Genomic DNA, 18,982 nt, shown 5'->3' with positions numbered 1-18,982 from the left:
CCGATTCCTTAGCGCAACCCTGAACGATTTCGGCTAAGCAGAGGCGCGGCGCATGACCCGCGTCGCGGCATATTCACTGCTGCGAGGAGCTTGACTGCGGCCTCGCGCCGAAACCCAAGCGAATCCGCGTGCAACTGTTCCTCCCGATCGCCGATATTCCGGTCAATGTCTTTCTCATCCTGGCGATGGGCGCGGCGGTCGGATTCGTGTCGGGCATGTTCGGCGTGGGCGGCGGCTTCCTGATGACGCCGCTCCTGATCTTTATCGGAATCGCGCCGGGGGTCGCCGTCGCATCTGTCGCCAGCCATATGGCCGCGTCGTCGTTCTCCGGCGCGCTTTCCTATTGGCGCAAGCGCGCCATCGACCCCATGCTGGCGCTGGTTCTACTCTGCGGCGGCGTGAGCGGGACTGCGCTCGGGGTGTGGGTCTTCGCGCTGCTGCGCTCTGTCGGACAACTCGATCTCATGATTGCGCTGTCCTACGTGGTGCTGCTGACCGCCGTCGGCACGCTGATGTTTCTGGAAGGTCTGCGTGCTATCATGCGCGCACGGACCGGCGCCACAACAATCAAGCGACGGGCACGCGCTCAAGGCTGGGTTCTCAGCCTGCCGCTAAAAATGCGCTTCAAGCGCTCCAAAATCTATCTGTCGGCGATTCCCATCGTCGGCATCGGACTCCTGGTCGGGTTTCTCGGCGCCATCATGGGCATCGGCGGCAGCTTTCTGCTGATTCCGCTGATGATCTACATCCTGCGTGTGCCGACCTCCACCGTGATCGGCACCGCGCTGGTGCTGACGCTGACGACGATGGTAGTCGCGACCGTGCTGCATGCCGTCACCAATCATCTGGTCGATGCTGTGCTGGCACTGGTGCTGATGGTGGGCGGCGTGATCGGCGCCCAGTTCGGCGCACAGGCCGGCCAGCGCATCCGCGGTGAACACCTGCGTTTGCTCCTCGGGCTGCTGATCCTGTCGGTCGGCATTCGCTTTGCCGTCGAACTGGTGATCCGGCCGGATGAACTCTATTCCATTCGCGATCTCGGAGGCGGCGGATGATAGCGCGCCCCGCACTCGCCTTCGCCTGTCTTCTGGCGGCGCTTGCACCGGGCGGGGTGGCGCGCGCCGAAAACCTGATTGTCTCGGTTTCCAACCATCGCATTACTGTAACGCCGAACTATTCCGGCGACGAACTTGTGCTGTTCGGCTCGATTGAGCGCGACAGCAAATCACTGCCGACGGGAACGAGCTACGACATCGTCGTCACGGTCAGCGGGCCACGCGCCGACATGGTGACACGACGCAAGGAGCGCAAGCTTGGGATCTGGGTCAACGTCGACTCGCGTCAGTTCATTCAGGTGCCGGGCTATCTTGGCATTTTCGCCAACCGGCCCATCGACAACATCGCCTCGCCGGACACGCAACGGCGGCAGCAAATCGGACTGGCGGGCTTCCCGTTGCCGCAACGCCTGGGACCCGATGTCGCCAATGTGGTTGCGAGCGATCCGTTCCGCTCCGCTTTCGTGCGGCTGCGCACCGAGCACGGGCTTTATCGCGAAGAAACCAATGCAGTGACTTTTCTGACACCGACGCTGTTCCGCACCGGGATTCCGCTGCCGGCTGAAGTGCCGATCGGCACCTATGACATCGACATCAAACTGTTTGCAAATGGCGCCTTCGTGACCAAGGCCGAAACCGCATTCGATATCGTCAAGGTCGGCTTCGAGCAATTCGTCGCCAATTCCGCACGCCAGCACGGATTGCTCTACGGTCTTGCAACGGCATTGATGGCGATCATGACTGGATGGCTGGCCTCCGTGATCTTCCGCAAGGACTAGATAAAAAATCCAACGCCCATCGCCACGACGCAGACTGCCATCGCCGCCGTCGACAGCCATCCCAGCCAGTACAGCGGCCCGGCGATCACGAACTTGTTCATTACGTCGCTACGCCGCACCATGATCATCAGCAGCACCATGACGGGCACAGCGAGCACGCCGTTGATGACGGCGCTCCAGTACAGCGCCGAAATCGGACTGATCGGCGTGAAATTCAACAGAATGCCAATGCCCGCCGACAGCGCCAGTACGCCATAGAACGCCGCAGCCTCCCGGGGCTTCCGGGCGAGACCAACAGTCCATTTCCGGCCCTCGCCAATGGCGTAGGCGGCGGACCCCGCCAGCACCGGGATAGCAAGCAGCCCCGTGCCGATAATGCCGAGTGCGAAGACGAATTCTGCGAAGACGCCGGCGATCGGCTTCAACGCTTCGGCAGCCTGCGCGGAGGTCTCGATGTCAGTCTTGCCGGTTGCGTTCAGCGTCGCCGCGGCAGTGATGATGATCGAGATCGCGATCAGGTTAGAAAACCCCATGCCGACGATGGTGTCGGCGCGGATGCGATGAAATTCCTTTTGCGCGCCATAATGCTTTTCGGCGAGCGGCTGCTTCTTCGCATCCACCCGCTGGTCTTCGGCCTCCTGCGAGGCCTGCCAGAAGAAGAGATAGGGGGAGATGGTGGTGCCGAGGATCGCCACCAGGGTCGTGAGGAATGCGGATGTCCACTGAATCTGGGGGACGGCTATACCGCGCAAAGCATCACTCCATGAAACTTTCGCAAACAGCAGCGCCGCGACATAGGCAAACAAGCTCAGCGTCAGCCATTTCAGCACCGCGCTGTAGCGCTTGTAGTCGAGGAATATCTGCGCCACCACCGAGGTCACACCGAACACCAGAACGTAGAGAAAACCCGGACCGCCGATCAGCAGCTTGAGCGCGTCCCCCATCGCCGCAAGATCGGCCGCGATGTTGATCGTGTTGGCGATGAACAGCAGCGTCACAATGATGTTGAGAACCCAGGCCGGGTAATGCCGGCAAACGTTGCCGGCAATGCCGCGTCCGGTAACGCGGCCGACCCGGGCCGAGATTTCCTGAATCGCCACCATCAGGGGAAACGTCAGCAGCATAGTCCAGCCGATGCCGTAGCCAAGCTGGGCGCCGGCCTGACTATAGGTACCGATACCGGACGGATCGTCATCCGACGCGCCGGTGACGAGACCGGGGCCGAGGGTTTTCAGGAAGCCGCGCAGGCTGAACGGATCAGGCGCCTTTTTCGGTGCCGGATGGGTCACCTCCGGCGTCTTTCGATGATCGATCTTGCTATGCGTCATACTCGCGTCCAGCCGCGCCGGACAACGGAAATGGCGCGGTTCAGTTCCATACCGAACCGCGTGGGATCAGGGAAGCATGAAGCGGTTACGCGTCTGTGTCACCAAATAGACGCCGGCCGCGACCGGCATGATTCCCAGCAGACCCCATGCCGCGACGTATTCGCCAAGCATCATCCAACCGAACAGCATGCCCAGCGGCGGCATCAGGACGTGAAACACGCTCAGCGCCGTGGCACCCGCCACGGTCAACAGGTGAAACCACAGCACATAGGCCACGATGGAGCCGAACAAGATAAGATAGGCTAGGGCCCATAACAGCCGGGCGCTGGGCACGATGTCGCCGACGTTTGAGAACATCAGCGCGAACGGCAGCAGCACCAGACCATCGGAAATATTCTGAACCCCATTGCCGACCCAGAGACTTCCCGTGGGAGCCAACACCTTGAACAGGATGGTGCCGGCCACGATCGACACCAGCGCGCCCGCCGAGAACGCAATGCCGATCGCACTATCCGGGCCTGACGCCATGCGGTGCGCGACGATCAGCGCGACACCGACGACGCCAAGCAGCAAACCCGCCACCTTGCGCCACGTGATCTGCTCACCCAGCAACGCTGCCATTGCGGCGACGAGGCGCTACTGCGCTGTTTAGCCGCCGTCGCAAAATCCCGGCGCAACGACTAAACGCAAGACAGGCATTTCGGCCCTGCCAGCATACCATTTGGCATAGCGCCACGATCCGGGGTGAATGCATAATTCGATTTCAAAGGCATCACAGAATGCCGCTGGAACGGCTCAGGGAGACGACACAACAATGAATACAAAAATTTCGTCATTCGCCGCTGGAGCGGTGCTCGCCGCCGTGGTTCTGGTTACGGCAACCACCGCGCACGCCCAGAAGAAATACGATCCCGGCGCCAGCGACACCGAGATCAAGCTCGGCCAGACCGTTCCGCATTCGGGGCCGGGTTCGCTCTACGGCGTGATTGGCCGCACGCAGGCGGCGTATTTCCAGATGCTGAATGAAAAGGGCGGCATCAACGGCCGCAAGATCACGTTTCTTACGCTGGATGATTCCTACAGCGCGCCGAAGACCGTCGAGGCGACGCGGCGTCTGGTTGAGCAGGAAGAAGTGCTCGCGCTGTTCGGCTCGCTCGGCACCGGACCGCAGACCGCGGTGCAGAAATATCTCAACGGCAAGAACATCCCGCAGCTTCTTCTCAACACCGGGGCTGGGCGCTGGAACGATCCGAAGAATTTCAAATGGACCACGCCGGGCCTGCCGCTCTATCCGACCGAGGGACGCATCCTCGCGCGCTATCTGTTGCAGAAGAAGCCAGACGCCAAGGTCGCTATCCTGTTTCAGAACGACGAGTTCGGGCGCGACTACATGAATTCATTCAAGGAGGTCCTAACCACCGCCGGCGGTAAGGCAAAGGTGATCGCGGAAGCCTCCTACGATCTCACCGATCCGACCATCGATTCCCAGATGATCAATCTGTCGAAATCCGGCGCGGATGTTTTCTACAATATCTCCACCGGCAAAGCGACGTCGCAATCGATCCGCAAGGTTGCTGAGCTTGGCTGGAAGCCGCTGCACCTTCTGGTCAGCACGTCGAGCGGCCGATCGATTCTCAACGCAGCGGGCGCCGAGAACGCTATCGGGATCGTGGCTGCGAGCTACACCAAGGAGGTCGGTAGCGCGAAATGGGCGGACGATGCCGACGTGAAGGGATTCCAGGAATTGCGTACCAAGTATCTGCCGAATGTCGATCAGGACAATACCATCGCCTTCCAAGGCTATTCGCAGGCGGTGACCATGGCGCGCATTCTGGAAAAATGCGGCGACCAGCTTACCCACGACAACGTTCTGAAGCAGGCCACCTCGCTTGCCGGCTACAAGGCGCCGATCTTCCTGCCGGGCATTACCTACGCAACGTCGCCGGATGATTACTCGCCGATCAAGACGCTGTTCATCGGAACTTTCAACGGCAAGGACTGGGATCTCGATACGACGCCGGTCAGCCAATAAAGCATCTCACGCGGAGGCGATTTTCGCCTCCGCCCTCGACCCCGGCGTTGTGACGCCTTACCTGTAGGGCGTGGACACCAAGACTCCGATATCGCCAGGTCTGCTGCCCGAAAACTTCCTGCGCTGGTTTGAGGCGCGGGGCTGGTCGCCCCGCGCGCATCAGCTCGACCTGCTTGCCAAGGCGCGTGACAACCGCTCGGTGCTGCTGATCGCGCCGACCGGCGCGGGCAAAACGCTCGCGGGGTTTCTGCCGACGCTGGTGGAACTGGGCGCGCCCGGATCGCAACCATCCGCAAAGACCATATCCACAGGCCGGGGCGTAACCCGCAGCGGCGGTCTGCACACGCTCTATATCTCGCCGCTGAAGGCGCTGGCGGTGGATATCGCCCGGAATTTGGAGCGTCCCATCGCCGATATGAAGCTGCCGGTCCGGGTCGAGACCCGGACCGGCGACACGCCGGTGTCGCGGCGGCAGCGCCAGCGCAAGTATCCGCCTGATATTCTGCTGACCACGCCCGAACAGCTCGCGCTGTTGCTGTCGTCCGATGACGCGCCGTATCTGTTCTCGTCGTTGAAACGTATCGTGCTCGACGAGTTGCACGCGCTGGTGACGTCGAAACGCGGCGATTTGCTGTCGCTGGGCCTCGCGCGGTTGTGGCGGCTTGCCCCGCAGGTGACCACGGTCGGTCTGTCGGCGACGGTCGCCGAGCCCGATGACCTGCGCCGCTATCTGATGCCTCAGATTGGCGGGGCGCAGAACACGGCCGATCTCGTTATCGCGGACGCCGGGGCCGCGCCTATCGTCGAAATGCTCGATACCAAGGAGCGCTTGCCGTGGGCCGGCCATATGGCCCGTCATGCGCTCGGCGAAATCTACGATCTCATCAAGGCCAACAAGACCTCGCTGATGTTCGTGAATACCCGCGCGCAGGCCGAGATGCTGTTTCAGGACCTATGGCGTATCAACGACGACGGCCTTGCCATTGCGTTGCATCACGGCTCGCTCGACGTCGCGCAGCGCCGCAAGGTCGAGGATGCCATGGCGGCGGGCAGGCTGCGCGGCGTGGTCTGTACATCCTCCCTGGACCTCGGCATCGACTGGGGTGACATCGATCTCGTCATCAATGTCGGTGCACCGAAGGGGGCGTCGCGGCTGATGCAGCGGATTGGCCGCGCCAATCACCGCCTCGACGAGCCGTCGCGCGCGGTCCTGGTCCCGGCCAATCGTTTTGAAGTGCTGGAATGCCGTGCGGCCATCGATGCAGTGGCGGAGAATGCGCAGGACACGCCGCCCCAGCGCACCGGTTCGCTCGACGTGCTGGCGCAGCATGTGCTCGGCTGCGCCTGCGGCGCGCCATTTCTGGCTGATGCGCTTTATGCGGAAGTGCGCAGCGCCGCATCCTATGCGGATTTGCCGCGCACGGATTTCGACGATGTGATCGATTTCGTCGCCACCGGCGGCTACGCACTGAAGAGTTACGAGCGCTTCGCGCGTATCAAGCAGGATAAAGATGGGCGCTGGCGCGTCACCAATCCGAAGGTGCGTCAAAGCTATCGCCTCAATGTCGGGACCATCGTCGAAGAGCCGATGCTGAAGGTGAAACTGGTGCGCGGCCGCAGCAAGGGCTCGGGCTCCACCGGCGCCATCGCGCGGGGCGGGCGCATGCTCGGCCAGATCGAGGAGTATTTCATCGAGGGCCTGGTGACTGGCGACACTTTCGTGTTCGGTGGCGAGGTGGTGCGTTACGAAGCATTGATGGAAGACGAGGTCTATGTCTCGCGCAGCAATGATGCCAACGCCAAAGTACCGTCCTACATGGGCGGCAAGTTTCCGCTCTCAACATATCTGGCCGAGCGCGTGCGGCTGCTGCTGGCGGACCAGCGCGCTTGGAAGGGTTTGCCCGATCAGGTGCGCGAATGGCTGTCATTGCAAGCGGCATTCTCCCGCGTGCCCGGTCCGCGCGAGCTTGTGGTCGAAACATTCCCGCGCGCCGACAAGCACTATCTCGTCTGCTATCCGTTCGAGGGCCGTCTTGCACATCAAACGCTCGGCATGCTGCTGACACGGCGGCTGGAGCGTGCGCGTGCCAAGCCGCTCGGCTTCGTCGCCAATGAATACGCGCTGGCAGTGTGGTCGCTCGGCGATATGTCGTCGATGATCCGCAACGGGCGGCTTGATCTGAATGCGCTGTTGGACGCCGACATGCTGGGCGACGATCTTGAAGCTTGGCTCGCTGAATCCGCGCTGATGAAGCGGACGTTTCGCACCTGTGCCGTGATCTCGGGCCTGATCCCGCGGCGGTTCACCGGTGAGGAGAAATCGCGGCGGCAGGTCCTGTTCTCGACCGATCTGGTTTATGACGTGCTGCGCAAGCACCAGCCCGATCATGTGTTGCTGCGTGCGGCGCGGGCCGACGCCGCCACCGGGTTGCTGGATATTCGCCGCCTGAGCGATATGCTGACCCGGATCAAAGGCCGAATCACCCACAAGGAACTCGAACGGGTTTCGCCGCTCGCGGTGCCGGTGATGCTGGAAATCGGCCGCGAAGCGGTTTATGGCGAAGGATCGGACGAGTTGCTGGCGGAAGCCGCCGAGGAACTCGTCAAAGAGGCGATGCCCGATCAGGATTGATGCAAGATGCAAGCGGCGCAGGCCACAGATCGAATTCCGGTCGTCACCGTCGCGGGTGTCACCTTTGCCGCCGACCTTGCCGGTGCGCTTTACTGGGAAGACGAGTGTCTTCTCATCGTCTCCGACCTGCATCTCGAAAAAGGGTCCAGCTTCGCGCAGCGCGGGGTGTTGCTGCCGCCGTTCGATACGGCCGCGACACTCGCACGATTGGGCGCGGTGATCGCGCGCCACAATCCGCGCGCGGTGATTGCGCTCGGCGACAGTTTCCACGACCGCAATGCTCATGAACGCCTCTCGCCCGATGATCGCGGCGCGCTGTCGGCCTTGCAGGCGCGGCGTGACTGGATCTGGATCTCCGGCAATCATGATCCCGCGCTGCCGCGTGATCTCGGCGGCGTGGTGGCCGATGAAGTCGCCATCGGACCGATCCTGTTTCGCCACGAGCCCACCGGCGCCGTCGGAGAGATCGCTGGTCATCTGCATCCAAAGGCGCGGGTCGCGACGCGAGGGCGCTCGGTCGAGCGGCGGTGTTTCGCCAGCGACGGATTGCGCGCGGTCATGCCGGCGTTCGGCGCCTATACCGGTGGCTTGAGCATTCGCGATGTCGCGTTTGCCGCGATCTTCGAGACGCTGGCCTTTACGGCGCATGTGCTCGGCGACCGCCGCGTTCACACCATCGCGGCATCGCGCTGTTATTAAAATCTACGCAGCTTTCGCCTGCACGCTGCTGCAAAACTCCGCGAGCCGGTCGGCAAGACGCAGTGTGGCCCGACTTGCATCGGGCGACGCCACCAGCGCGACCTCGGTTTTATCGATGGGTGCAAAACCGTCCTTCGCCGTCAGCACGCGGTGGTCGGCCTGGATGGCGATCTGCGGCAGGATGCTGAGCCAAGCCCGGCGGCGACTGCGGCCTGAATGCCGAACAGGCTCGAATTGGTAAAAGCCATGCGCCAGTTGCGCCCGGCGGCTTCGATGGCGTGGATCGCCCGGGTTCGGTAGAGACACCCGGCCACGAAGAACACCAGCGGCAGCGATTGCGCCTTTCGTATCGATCGGATTCTTCTTGCTGGTCCGCCAGTGAACGCGCTCCGGCCACACCGCGATGCCGCCCTTTTCTCCGGCGTCGCGGCTTTGCGCGGCGCGATGTCATGGCATTCGCGTTGATCGGCGTGGCAAACAACGCGCTCTATCTCGGGCTGGGCTATGTTGGACTGCGCACCATCTCGGCCGGCCTGAATGCCCTGATCGTCAGCGCGCCAATCCGGTCTTCACGAGCATGCTGGCCACGCCTTGCTTGCAGTCACAACGAAACCCGGCACAGGCTCCCCTGCCTCGGTGCGGGTGGACGCCGGGGTTATCGCGCAGAGTTTCAATCCCGCACCGGCGACGGCATCGCGCAGATAGTCCGCCGCGTGCGCGTAGCGCAGCCCCTGCCCGAGAACGACCCCCTTGCCCGGATTCGTCTCCACCGTGAAAGCGAGCAAGCCTTGCGGCTTCAAGACGCGCGCGACCTCTCGCAGCAGCGGATCAAGCTCCGGCACATAGACAAAAGCATCGGCCGCCATCACCAGATTCGCACTCGTCTCATCTTCTGCGCGCAGGCCCTGCAGCATGTCGGCCACATCCAGCAGCGCATAGAGCCCCGTGGCCCGGGCGCGATCGATCATGCCCGGTGACAGATCGATGCCGATGAACTCATCGGCCAACGAGGCGAACGCGCGCGCCGCAAGCCCGGTTCCGCATCCGAGATCGATCACGCGTTTGAAATGGGCTGGCTGCTTGGCGGCATGACGTGCCGCGAGGACCGCTTTCAGCAGAACCTGCGGACCGCAATAATCCAGATCCTGCACCAGCGTCTTTTCGAACCGCGGCGCGTATTGGTCGAACAGGGCGCGCACGTAGCCCGGCGGCATGGCGGAGAGATTTTCCGCCCCGAGCCGCATCAATCGCAGCTTCGCGCCGTGGCGATCGTCAGGATCGGCGTCGCGCGCGCGCAGGTAAGCGGCGACGGCGTCATCACGCTGGCCCATTTGCTCGCGCAGGTCGCCAAGCGCAAACCATGCCGAGGCAAAGCCGGGCTCGAGTTCCGCCGCTTGCACCATCAGGTCCGCGGCGGCGGCAAGATCGCCGCGCAGTTGCAGGTCGCGTCCGAAATCATAGCGCCGGTCGGCGATCAGGTTTCCCGATGACAGGAACAAGGACGCAGGCATGGACTTGATCTGAACCTCGATGAGACAACCGCGCAGGATGTACCAGACTCCAACGGGCTTCCGGAGCGACTATATAGCGCAGATGATTACGCAGAAGCGTCCACAGGACATATTGATGCCCATCGCCGCCGGGCTGTGCTGCAAGCCCGGCGACTTTTACATCGATCCGGTGCGGCCGGTCGAGCGAGCGCTGATTACCCACGGCCATTCCGATCATGCCCGCCCGGGCCACAACGCTGTGCTGGCGACGCAGGAAACTCTCGACATCATGCGGCTGCGCTATGGCGACAATTTCGCCGGCAGCACACAGGCGATTGCCTATGGCGAGACCATCAGGCTCGGCGGCGTCAGCGTCACATTTCATCCGGCGGGCCATGTGCTGGGCTCGGCGCAGATCGCGGTGACGGGCGGGACAACCCGAATCGTCGCATCGGGTGACTACAAGGACGCGCCCGATCCGACCTGCGCACCCTTCGAGGTTGTGCCGTGCGACGTGTTCATCACCGAGGCCACGTTTGGGCTCCCCGTTTTCCGCCACGGCGATGCGGCGGCCGAAGTCGCAAAACTGCTGTCCTCCGTAGCGCTGTTTCCCGACCGCGCGCATCTGGTTGGGGCCTACTCGCTCGGCAAGGCGCAGCGAGTCATCGCCATGATCCGCGCCGCCGGCTACGACGCACCGATCTACCTGCATGGCGCTATGGAAAAGATCACCCGCTACTACGAGAGTCGCGGTATCGGCCTCGGCGACCTCCGGATGGCCAGGGGTATGAAGAAAGCCGACCTCACCGGCACCGTTACACTGGCGCCGCCCACCGCCATCACCGACATCTGGACACGGCGGTTTCCCGACCCTGTCGCAGCCTTTGCGTCGGGCTGGATGCGGGTGCGTGCCCGCGCGCGACAGAAGGGCATCGAACTGCCGCTGGTGATTTCCGATCATGCCGACTGGGACGGTCTCACCGCGACAATCGATGCGACCGGCGCAGGCGAGATCTGGGTCACGCACGGGCAGGAAGACGCATTGATGCACTGGTGCCAATCGAAGGGACTAAAAGCGCGGCCGCTCGATCTGGTCGGATATGGTGATGAGGACGGAGATTCAGCGCTGGCGGATGAGGCGGCGGCGCCATGAACCGCTTCGCGCATCTGCTCGACCGCCTCGCCTACGAGCCGGGACGCAACAACAAGCTGCGGCTGATCACCGGTTACTTTCGCGAGGTGCCGGACCCGGATCGTGGCTGGGCACTGGCGGCGCTCACCGGCGCGCTCTCTTTTCGCCACGCCAAGGCTGGCCTGATCCGTAACCTGATCGCCGCGCGCACCGACCCGGTGCTGTTCGCGCTGTCCTATGATTACGTCGGCGATCTCTCGGAAACCGTTGCGCTGATGTGGCCGGCGGACAGGCGCGCGAACAATTCGCCGCCCCCGCCAACGTTGACCGACGTCGTTACCACTTTCAATACGCTGGGCAAGACCGAAATCCCGGCGCAGCTTGTGCGCTGGCTCGATGAACTTGACGAGACCGGCCGCTGGGCGCTGCTCAAGCTCGTCACCGGAGGATTGCGCATCGGTGTCTCGGCGCGGCTGGCAAAGACCGCCGCGGCGGCGCTTGCCGAGAAAGACGCGCACGACGTTGAGTTGATCTGGCCCGGGATCGCGCCACCCTATCTCGATCTGTTCGCGTGGCTGGAGGGCCGCGCCGACAAACCGGTCAACTACGATCCCGCGCCGTTCCACCCGGTGATGCTGGCACATGCCATCGAGGATACAGATTTCGCCAATCTCTCGCCGGAGGATTTCACCGCCGAGTGGAAATGGGACGGCATTCGCGTGCAGGCCGTCTGTGGACGCGATAACGGTGGCAACATCCTCACGCGACTCTATTCGCGGACCGGCGAGGACATCACCAAAAGCTTTCCGGATCTGGCACCGTCGCTGCACGTCCCCGGCGCTCTCGATGGCGAACTGCTGGTGCTGCGCGACGGACGGGTGCAGACCTTCAACGTATTGCAGCAGCGGCTCAATCGTAAAAGCGTCACGCCGAAGCTGATGAAGGATTATCCCATCCATCTGCGAGCTTACGATCTGCTCAGCGATGGCGAGAACGACCTGCGGATGCTGACCTTTATCGAGCGGCGCGCAAAACTCGAGGCCTTCATCGCGCAGCTTGCCGATCCGCGCATCGATCTCTCGCCGCAGATACCGTTCGCGTCATGGAATGATCTCACCGCCGCCCGCGCCAATCCCGGCAGCGCAGGCGCGGGCGACGATGCCGATGCGGTCGAGGGCGTGATGTTGAAACGCAACGACGCGCCCTATCTGCCCGGTCGCCCAAAAGGGCAGTGGTGGAAATGGAAACGCGATCCGCACATCATCGACGCCGTGCTGATGTACGCCCAGCGCGGCCACGGCAAGCGCTCGTCGTACTACTCCGATTATACTTTCGGCGTCTGGACCAAGGGCGACGATGGCGACCAGCTTGTGCCGGTCGGCAAGGCCTATTTCGGATTCACCGACGAGGAGCTGATTCAAATCGACCGCTTCGTGCGCCGCCATACGACCGAGAAATTCGGCCCGGTGCGTCATGTGGTTCATGAGCCGGATCAGGGGCTGGTGTTCGAGGTGGCTTTCGAAGGGCTGGCGCGTTCGGCCCGGCACAAGTCCGGCGTGGCGATGCGATTCCCCCGCATTAGCCGCCTGCGGTGGGACAAACCGCCGCGCGACGCCGACCGGCTCGAGACACTTGAACGGATGTTAATCTCCGAGGAGACAATTCCGTCTCCGGCGACCGCTGAAAGCCATTGACGGAGGGGAGACGATCTCCCATGTGCGTGCTAGTGTGCAATGAGCACACGACATTGAGGAGACGACGATGCCGGACGACGTGAGAGAAGTGCCAGTCAGGAACGACGATACCCTGTCGCGCTTTCTCGGCGGCTCGCCGCTGGCCGTATTTCTGCGGCTGGTGCTGCTGTCGCTGCTCGTCGGCGTGGTGCTCGCCGCGATCGGGTTCGATCCGTGGAATATCGTCTACAGCATTCGCCGCCTGATCGACTGGATCTGGAATCTGGGCTTTGACTTCATCAACGGCGTGTGGCGCTACTTCCTACTGGGCGCGGTGATCGTGATCCCGGTATGGCTGATCTCGCGACTGTTCAACACACAGCGGCCTCGCTGATTGAGCGGATCGTTCCAGGTCACCAGCGGACGCGTTTTCGCCATCGCCGCACCGGCAATGCTGGCCAATCTGACAACGCCGTTCCTCGGCGTCGTCGCGACAGCCGCCGTGGGGCGTCTTGGCGAGCCCTATCTTCTCGGCGGCGTCGCCATCGCCTCCATCGTCTTCGACTGCATGTTCTGGCTGTTCGGTTTTCTGCGCATGGGAACGGTCGCCTTCACGGCGCAGGCAGTGGGCGCGGATGACCGGCTCGAAATTCGCGCGGTTCTCGCGCGGGCGCTGCTGATCGCACTCTTCGTCGGCGTTCTTTTAATCGCCCTGCATGCGCCTGTCTCTGCGCTGATTTTCAGCCTGATGGGCGGCAGCGAAGCTGTAACCGGTGCGGCGCGCCAGTATTTCGCGATCCGGCTGTGGTCGGCGCCTTTCGTGCTGGCGAATTATGTCCTGCTCGGCTGGCTGGTGGGACAGGCCCGCACCGGAACCGCGCTCGCGCTTCAGGTGATCATCAATGTGGTCAACATGGCCACAACGGCCTGGCTAGTGCTCGGCCTCGGGACAGGAATCGCCGGCGCGGCGATCGCAGCCGTCATCGCCGAAGGGATCGGACTGATCGCGGGTGCCGCCGTTGCATGGCGAAGCCTGGGCGGGCGCATCGGCGTCCCGCGCGATGTGCTGCTGGATCGCAGCAAGCTTCTGCACATGCTGGGGATCAACCGCGACATCATGATCCGCACGGCGGCGCTGATTGCTGCATTCCTGTTCTTCACAGCGCAAGGCGCGCGCGCAGGCGACAACGTGCTTGCCGCCAACGCGGTGCTGAACAACTTCATCCTGATCGGTTCATTCTTTCTCGACGGGCTGGCCAACGCAGCAGAACAGTTGTGCGGGCGAAGTGTCGGCGCGCGCGACCGGCACGGCTTCGCGCAGGCCGTCAAGCTTGTCACGCTCTGGGGTTTTGTATTCGGCGCTACGGTGACGCTAATTTTCCTCTTGGCGGGCGGGCCGTTAATCGATGCCATCACCACCAGCCCGGAGGTTCGCGCCGCCGCGCGCAACTTCATGTGGCTTGCCGCCCTTGCGCCGGTCTGCGGCGTGATGGCGTACAGCTTCGACGGAATCTATATCGGTGCGACATGGGCGCGGGACATGCGCAACCTGATGGTGGCGTCCTTCATCATCTACCTTGCGGCATGGTGGCTGCTGCAGCCGCTCGGCAACAACGGCCTCTGGGGCGCGCTTCTGGTGTTCTTCATGGCGCGCGGCCTGCTGCAGGCCTGGCGCTATCCCGCGCTGGCGCGCAGTACGTTCGCTGACACCGCGCCGCAGCTTATTCCGGCCAGGGCTCCGCAGTAATCGTCGCCGCATCTGCGCCGACAATTTCGGACAGACTCTCGCGTCCGGTCCGCCGCAGCGTGGACACCAGATCAGCCTTGATGTCCTCGACGAGCCCAAGACCCTTGTAGATCAGTGACGAATAGAGCTGGATCAGGCTGGCACCGGCACGAATCTTCATCAGCGCAGCGCCGCCGGAATCGATCCCGCCGACGCCAATCAGCGGGAATGCGCCCTCGGCGCGTACATAGGTTTCCGCCACCATCCGCGTGGAGAGTCTCAGCAGCGGCCGTCCCGACAAGCCGCCCTGCTCCTTCGCCCGCGCCTGATCACGCAAAGACACCGGCCGCGACAACGTGGTATTGGCAACGATCATACCATCGACCCGGCGCGAGCGCGCGATGTGAACGACGTCGTCGAGTTCTTGCAATGTCAGATCGGGCGCGATCTTCAACAGCAGCGGCGAATCGCCCGCGTTCTTGCGTACGCGCTCGCGCGCATCGACCACCCGCGCCAGCAGATCGTCCAGCGCCGCCGCCTGCTGCAAGTTGCGCAGACCCGGCGTGTTGGGCGACGATATGTTGATGGTGAAGTAACTCGCCACCGGCGCGAAAAGTTCGATCAGCCGGACATAATCCGCTGTGCGATCAGCCGAATCCTTGTTGGCCCCGACATTGACGCCGACGATTCCGCCAAGGCGTGCGCGCGCGGCCATGCGCCGGAGCACGGCTTCCGCGCCGTCATTGTTGAAACCCATGCGATTGATAACGCCGGAATCCTGCTCCAGACGAAACAGACGCGGGCGCGGATTGCCCTCTTGCGGCTTCGGCGTCACCGAGCCGATCTCGACAAAGCCGAAACCCAGCCGCAACAGTGCGTCCGGCACCTCGGCATTCTTGTCGAAGCCCGCCGCCATGCCTACGGGATTGGGAAAATTCAGGCCGAACGCCCGCGTGGCGAGCCGGGGGTCGTCTGCGCGCGGCTTCATGGCGGGAAGCAGCCGCAATCCGCCGATCGCCAGCCGGTGTGCGTCCTCGGGATCAAGCCGGCGCAGCAGCGGCAACGTGAAGAGATCGAAGGCACGGATCACGAGACCAACTCCGGAATATCGTGCGAGCCGTCGGATCGGGCGCGCAGGTCGAGAATATTGGTCACAGCGCCGATATCGAGTTCGCCATAGAGATGCGGAAACAACTCACCGCCGCGCGATGGCTCCCATTTCAACGCCTCGCCCAGAGCTGCGGCGTCGATGGCGATCAGGAACAGGCCGATCTGCCCGGCAAAATGCTTTGCCGCCGTGCCCGCGACCTGGGACGCCGCCGAAAAATGAATAAACCCGTCGCGCCGGTCGTCAGCGCTGCCGCGAAAGACGCCCTGCCGCTCGGCCTCGCGCCAGGCGGACGCGGGGCAAATCTTGTAGATCGTGGTCACGCTGGCGGATTCTCGTGAGCTGTTGAATTATTTCATGATTTTTCGGCACTCGGCCGAAAGTCCGGCAGACCGTATCGGCGCGCTCCAGTCACTTCAAGGGCAGCATTTGGAATAGCAGCCGATTGCAGACGCCCGCGATTCAAGGTAATAATTCCTAGATTTCCGATAAAATTCACCGCCCGGTCTCCCTTGGCCGGCCATTCATCCGGCCAACGTCCATGCTCACTCACGATCAGATCTGGAATGCGCTCGATCGCCTCGCCGAGCGTGCAGGACTATCGGCATCCGCGCTTGCCAAGCGCGCCGGGCTCGACCCCACCACGTTCAACAAATCGAAACGCGTCACGCCGGACGGGCGCGAACGCTGGCCTTCCACCGAATCGGTGGCCAAGGCGCTGGCAGCAACCGGCACAACCATCGATACATTCGTCCACCTCATCGAGGATACCGCGCGCACTGTGCAGGCTGTGCCGCTTTTGGGATTCGCCGAAGCCGGCACTGGCGGCTATTTTGACGATGGCGGCTTTCCCGTCGGCAAAGGCTGGGACGAAGTCGGTCTTCCGTCGGTCAACGACGAGCATGCCTATGCGCTGGAAATTTCCGGCGATTCGATGAAGCCGGCCTATCGCGATGGCGACGTCATCATCGTCTCGCCGGAATCGCCGATCCGGCGCGGCGATCGCGTCGTCGTCAAGACAAAGGACGGCGAGGTCATGGTCAAGGAACTGAAGCGCCGGACCGCGAAAGTCATCGAACTGCAATCGCTCAATCCGGCGCACAAGGACCGCGTCATCGACGCCAAAAACGTCGAGTGGATCGCCCGCATCGTGTGGGCAAGCCAGTAACGCGCCGCATCAGGCCACGAGCGGCGCGACGAGTGCGTTCAGCACCTTGACCGCGTCGCGCGGATCAAGCCGCACCTGCAATCCGCGCTGCCCGCCATTGATGAACACCAGATCGTTCACCATCGCCTCTTCCTCAATGGCGGCGCGAGGCGCGCGCATCTGCCCGAATGGGCTGATGCCGCCAACCTTGTATCCCGACAGGCGCTCGGCATCCGCCGGCTTCATCATCTGCGCAGATTTCCCGCTGAATGTAGCCGCCAGTCTTTTCATCGAGACTTCGCGGTCCGAAGGAACGATCACGCAAACCGGCCTGCCATCGACCAGCGCCATCAGCGATTTAAGCACGCGCGACGGCGGCTCGCCGAGCGCCTCCGCGGCCTGCAATCCGATCCGGTCGGCGTCGCCGTCGTAATCGTAGGTATGGACCGTGAAGGCGATCCCTGCCTGCTCCAGCATCTTCGTTGCGCGCGTCACTTTGGACATTCGTGGCTCCGGAACCGCGCGACGGCTATCCTGTCCGCGCCAGCGCGCCGTCGATCATCGCAATCGCGTTGGCGATGCCATAGACCGCGACGAACGATCCGAAGCGCGGGCCTTTCTCCTGCCCGAGCAGCACCTGATAGAGCATGTTGAACCAGTCGAGCGACACGCCCGGCCGACCGTCCTTGCCCTTTTTTACCTGATCGAGGAACGGCTCGCGGCGGCCGATTTCATAGACTACATTCTGGATGTCTTCGGCGGACGCTTCCGGCGGTAACTGCGATAGCGCATCGCGCAAATCCTGAAGCGCCACCCGCTCGCTCTCCGTCGGCTGACGGAACTTTTTCGTCGGCGCGACGAAGTCGCGATAGTAGTTGATCGCGTAGCCGACCATTGCGTCGAGCTTCGGATGGGTCTTCGGCGTCACGCCCGGACGATAGCGGGCGATGAAGCCCCACAGCGTCTCGGCGTTCTCAGCGTTCGATGATGACACCAGCGTTAGCAGCAACTGGAAGGTCACCGGCATGTCGGCCAGTGGTGGATGGCCCGCATGGATGTGCCAGACCGGATTGCTCAGGCGCTGCTTGGCGTCCTGACGCGGGTAGCCATCGATGAACTGCTGATAGTCATCGACGTTGCGCGGGATGACATCGAAATACAGCCGCTTCGCCGCTTTCGGTTCACGATACATGAACAGCGACAGCGATTCCGGCGAGGCATAACGCAGCCACTCGTCGATGGTGAGGCCATTGCCCTTCGACTTGGAAATCTTCTGGCCCTTGTCGTCGAGAAACAATTCGTAGTTGAAGCCTTCCGGCGGCGTACCGTCGAGCGCCGAGCAGATCTTGCCGGACAGCTTGACTGAGTCGATCAGGTCCTTGCCCGCCATTTCGTAATCGACGCCGAGCGCCACCCAGCGCATCGCCCAGTCTGGCTTCCATTGCAGCTTGCAGTGTCCTCCGGTGACCGGAACGGTGACGCGCTCCTGGGTGTCGGGATCGTCGTAGGAGACCGTGCCAGCCTTGGTGTCATGGGCTACGATCGGCACCTGCAACACAATTCCGGTGCGCGGCGAAATGGGCAGGAACGGCGAATAGCTCGCGGCGCGCTCTTCGCGTAGCGACGGCAGCATGATCGCCATCACCTTGTCGATGTTTTCCAGCATCTTGAGCAGCGTCGCGTCGAAGCGTCCGGACTTGTAATACTCGGTCGAGCTGGCGAATTCGTAGTCGAATCCGAAGGTGTCGAGGAAGGCGCGCAGCCGCGCGTTGTTGTGTTCGCCGAAACTTGGATGCGTGCCGAACGGATCGCGCACCTGGGTCAGCGGCTTACCGAGGTCCTGTTCCAGCATCTCCTTGTTGGGCACGTTGTCCGGCACCTTGCGCAGACCGTCCATGTCGTCGGAGAACGCCAGCAGTTTCGTCTTGATCTTGTCCTCGGTGAGCACGCGGAACGCATAACGCACCATGGTGGTGCGCGCCACTTCGCCGAAGGTGCCGATATGCGGCAGGCCCGACGGACCGTAACCGGTCTCGAACAGCACCTCATCCTTCGGTTTTTTCTTCAACCGCGCCACAATCTGCTTCGCCTGTTCGAAGGGCCAGGCGTTGGATTGTTCGGCAAGAGCGCGCAGGTCGCTCGCGGTTGCAGGCATTTCACTCGACATCAAGGATCTCCGCG

At 62.8% G+C, this 18,982-nt stretch carries 17 protein-coding genes and 2 pseudogenes; 11 read left to right on the top strand and 8 right to left on the bottom strand.

Going from position 1 to position 18,982, the window contains the following annotated elements:
* Positions 1–128 precede the first annotated feature (128 nt).
* Positions 129–1,055: a sulfite exporter TauE/SafE family protein gene (locus LVY71_RS20430; RefSeq protein ID WP_235101747.1), complete on the top strand. Its 927-nt coding sequence runs from the start codon at positions 129–131 to the stop codon at positions 1,053–1,055.
* Positions 1,052–1,834, top strand: a complete 783-nt coding sequence (locus LVY71_RS20425) for a TIGR02186 family protein (RefSeq protein WP_235101746.1) — start codon at positions 1,052–1,054, stop codon at positions 1,832–1,834. Before LVY71_RS20430 ends, LVY71_RS20425 begins: the two co-directional genes overlap by 4 nt.
* On the opposite strand, the gene LVY71_RS20420 is transcribed toward LVY71_RS20425, so the two are convergent.
* The gene (locus LVY71_RS20420) at positions 1,831–3,162 is read right to left on the bottom strand and encodes an Nramp family divalent metal transporter (protein WP_235101745.1); all 1,332 of its coding nucleotides are present in this window, start codon (positions 3,160–3,162) and stop codon (positions 1,831–1,833) included. The genes LVY71_RS20425 and LVY71_RS20420 overlap by 4 nt on opposite strands.
* 66 nt (positions 3,163–3,228) lie before the next feature.
* Positions 3,229–3,783, bottom strand: a complete 555-nt coding sequence (locus LVY71_RS20415) for a DMT family transporter (RefSeq protein ID WP_349629916.1) — start codon at positions 3,781–3,783, stop codon at positions 3,229–3,231.
* A gap of 193 nt (positions 3,784–3,976) precedes the next feature.
* Between LVY71_RS20415 and LVY71_RS20410 the strand changes: the two genes are divergently transcribed.
* From LVY71_RS20410 to pdeM, 3 genes are all read left to right on the top strand, one after another.
* Positions 3,977–5,194 carry an ABC transporter substrate-binding protein gene (locus tag LVY71_RS20410; RefSeq protein ID WP_235101744.1) on the top strand — a complete coding sequence of 406 codons (1,218 nt, stop codon included), beginning with the start codon at positions 3,977–3,979 and terminating at the stop codon, positions 5,192–5,194.
* A gap of 70 nt (positions 5,195–5,264) precedes the next feature.
* Entirely contained in the window at positions 5,265–7,826 is a 2,562-nt protein-coding gene (locus LVY71_RS20405; protein WP_235101742.1) for a ligase-associated DNA damage response DEXH box helicase, read from the top strand.
* A 6-nt stretch (positions 7,827–7,832) separates the two neighbouring features.
* Positions 7,833–8,525 (top strand): ligase-associated DNA damage response endonuclease PdeM, encoded by a 693-nt coding sequence (pdeM, locus tag LVY71_RS20400; protein WP_235101741.1) that lies wholly within the window; start codon positions 7,833–7,835, stop codon positions 8,523–8,525.
* A 3-nt stretch (positions 8,526–8,528) separates the two neighbouring features.
* On the opposite strand, the pseudogene LVY71_RS20395 reads toward pdeM, so the two are convergent.
* Positions 8,529–8,954, bottom strand: a pseudogene (locus LVY71_RS20395) (LysR substrate-binding domain-containing protein); the annotation flags it as partial.
* Positions 8,955–8,965: 11 nt separating this feature from the next.
* On the opposite strand from LVY71_RS20395, the pseudogene LVY71_RS23095 reads away from it, so the two are divergent.
* Positions 8,966–9,111: pseudogene (locus tag LVY71_RS23095) on the top strand (EamA/RhaT family transporter); the annotation flags it as partial.
* On the opposite strand, the gene LVY71_RS20390 reads toward LVY71_RS23095, so the two are convergent.
* The gene (locus LVY71_RS20390; RefSeq protein WP_235101740.1) at positions 9,095–10,036 is read right to left on the bottom strand and encodes a class I SAM-dependent DNA methyltransferase; all 942 of its coding nucleotides are present in this window, start codon (positions 10,034–10,036) and stop codon (positions 9,095–9,097) included. The pseudogene LVY71_RS23095 and the gene LVY71_RS20390 overlap by 17 nt on opposite strands.
* Before the next feature lie 82 nt (positions 10,037–10,118).
* Here LVY71_RS20390 and LVY71_RS20385 point away from each other — a divergent pair, with 82 nt between their 5' ends.
* The 4 genes from LVY71_RS20385 to LVY71_RS20370 all read left to right on the top strand — a co-directional run bounded on the left by LVY71_RS20385 (position 10,119) and on the right by LVY71_RS20370 (position 14,567).
* A complete protein-coding gene (locus tag LVY71_RS20385; RefSeq protein WP_235102189.1) occupies positions 10,119–11,168 on the top strand; it encodes a ligase-associated DNA damage response exonuclease in 1,050 nt (349 codons plus the stop codon).
* Complete coding sequence (locus LVY71_RS20380) at positions 11,165–12,841, top strand: cisplatin damage response ATP-dependent DNA ligase (RefSeq protein ID WP_235101739.1); 1,677 nt, start codon at positions 11,165–11,167, stop codon at positions 12,839–12,841. Before LVY71_RS20385 ends, LVY71_RS20380 begins: the two co-directional genes overlap by 4 nt.
* Before the next feature lie 67 nt (positions 12,842–12,908).
* A complete protein-coding gene (locus LVY71_RS20375; RefSeq protein WP_235101738.1) occupies positions 12,909–13,214 on the top strand; it encodes a DUF6460 domain-containing protein in 306 nt (101 codons plus the stop codon).
* 57 nt (positions 13,215–13,271) lie between these two features.
* Entirely contained in the window at positions 13,272–14,567 is a 1,296-nt protein-coding gene (locus LVY71_RS20370) for an MATE family efflux transporter (protein ID WP_235102188.1), read from the top strand.
* Here LVY71_RS20370 and LVY71_RS20365 read toward each other — a convergent pair.
* Together LVY71_RS20365 and LVY71_RS20360 are read right to left on the bottom strand one after the other, a co-directional pair.
* Positions 14,542–15,636, bottom strand: a complete 1,095-nt coding sequence (locus tag LVY71_RS20365; protein ID WP_235101737.1) for a quinone-dependent dihydroorotate dehydrogenase — start codon at positions 15,634–15,636, stop codon at positions 14,542–14,544. The genes LVY71_RS20370 and LVY71_RS20365 overlap by 26 nt on opposite strands.
* Positions 15,633–15,977, bottom strand: coding sequence for a DUF952 domain-containing protein (locus LVY71_RS20360; protein ID WP_235101736.1), 345 nt, complete (start codon positions 15,975–15,977; stop codon positions 15,633–15,635). Before LVY71_RS20360 ends, LVY71_RS20365 begins: the two co-directional genes overlap by 4 nt.
* 218 nt (positions 15,978–16,195) lie before the next feature.
* On the opposite strand from LVY71_RS20360, the gene LVY71_RS20355 reads away from it, so the two are divergent.
* The gene (locus LVY71_RS20355) at positions 16,196–16,822 is read left to right on the top strand and encodes a S24 family peptidase (protein WP_235101735.1); all 627 of its coding nucleotides are present in this window, start codon (positions 16,196–16,198) and stop codon (positions 16,820–16,822) included.
* A gap of 9 nt (positions 16,823–16,831) precedes the next feature.
* Here the strand turns inward: LVY71_RS20355 and ybaK are convergent, their stop codons facing one another.
* Entirely contained in the window at positions 16,832–17,305 is a 474-nt protein-coding gene (gene ybaK, locus LVY71_RS20350; protein ID WP_235101734.1) for a Cys-tRNA(Pro) deacylase, read from the bottom strand.
* A 25-nt stretch (positions 17,306–17,330) separates the two neighbouring features.
* Positions 17,331–18,968, bottom strand: coding sequence for a lysine--tRNA ligase (locus LVY71_RS20345; protein ID WP_235101733.1), 1,638 nt, complete (start codon positions 18,966–18,968; stop codon positions 17,331–17,333).
* Between the last annotated feature and the right edge of the window lie 14 nt (positions 18,969–18,982).

This window comes from Bradyrhizobium sp. G127 (assembly GCF_021502575.1).
In the GTDB taxonomy this organism is placed as follows: domain Bacteria; phylum Pseudomonadota; class Alphaproteobacteria; order Rhizobiales; family Xanthobacteraceae; genus Afipia.
Note: the sequence above shows the minus strand (reverse complement) of the source record. Positions and strands in the feature narration are given on the sequence as shown.

Bases quoted from the DNA above. Each gene is read 5' to 3' on its own strand.
- LVY71_RS20425 (WP_235101746.1), top strand. From the start codon at position 1,052: ATGATAGCGCGCCCCGCACTCGCCTTCGCCTGTCTTCTGGCGGCGCTT.
- LVY71_RS20420 (WP_235101745.1), bottom strand. From the start codon at position 3,162: ATGACGCATAGCAAGATCGATCATCGAAAGACGCCGGAGGTGACCCAT.
- LVY71_RS20415 (WP_349629916.1), bottom strand. From the start codon at position 3,783: ATGGCAGCGTTGCTGGGTGAGCAGATCACGTGGCGCAAGGTGGCGGGT.
- LVY71_RS20410 (WP_235101744.1), top strand. From the start codon at position 3,977: ATGAATACAAAAATTTCGTCATTCGCCGCTGGAGCGGTGCTCGCCGCC.
- pdeM (WP_235101741.1), top strand. From the start codon at position 7,833: ATGCAAGCGGCGCAGGCCACAGATCGAATTCCGGTCGTCACCGTCGCG.
- LVY71_RS20390 (WP_235101740.1), bottom strand. From the start codon at position 10,036: ATGCCTGCGTCCTTGTTCCTGTCATCGGGAAACCTGATCGCCGACCGG.
- LVY71_RS20385 (WP_235102189.1), top strand. From the start codon at position 10,119: ATGATTACGCAGAAGCGTCCACAGGACATATTGATGCCCATCGCCGCC.
- LVY71_RS20380 (WP_235101739.1), top strand. From the start codon at position 11,165: ATGAACCGCTTCGCGCATCTGCTCGACCGCCTCGCCTACGAGCCGGGA.
- LVY71_RS20375 (WP_235101738.1), top strand. From the start codon at position 12,909: ATGCCGGACGACGTGAGAGAAGTGCCAGTCAGGAACGACGATACCCTG.
- LVY71_RS20370 (WP_235102188.1), top strand. From the start codon at position 13,272: ATGCTGGCCAATCTGACAACGCCGTTCCTCGGCGTCGTCGCGACAGCC.
- LVY71_RS20355 (WP_235101735.1), top strand. From the start codon at position 16,196: ATGCTCACTCACGATCAGATCTGGAATGCGCTCGATCGCCTCGCCGAG.
- ybaK (WP_235101734.1), bottom strand. From the start codon at position 17,305: ATGTCCAAAGTGACGCGCGCAACGAAGATGCTGGAGCAGGCAGGGATC.
- LVY71_RS20345 (WP_235101733.1), bottom strand. From the start codon at position 18,968: ATGTCGAGTGAAATGCCTGCAACCGCGAGCGACCTGCGCGCTCTTGCC.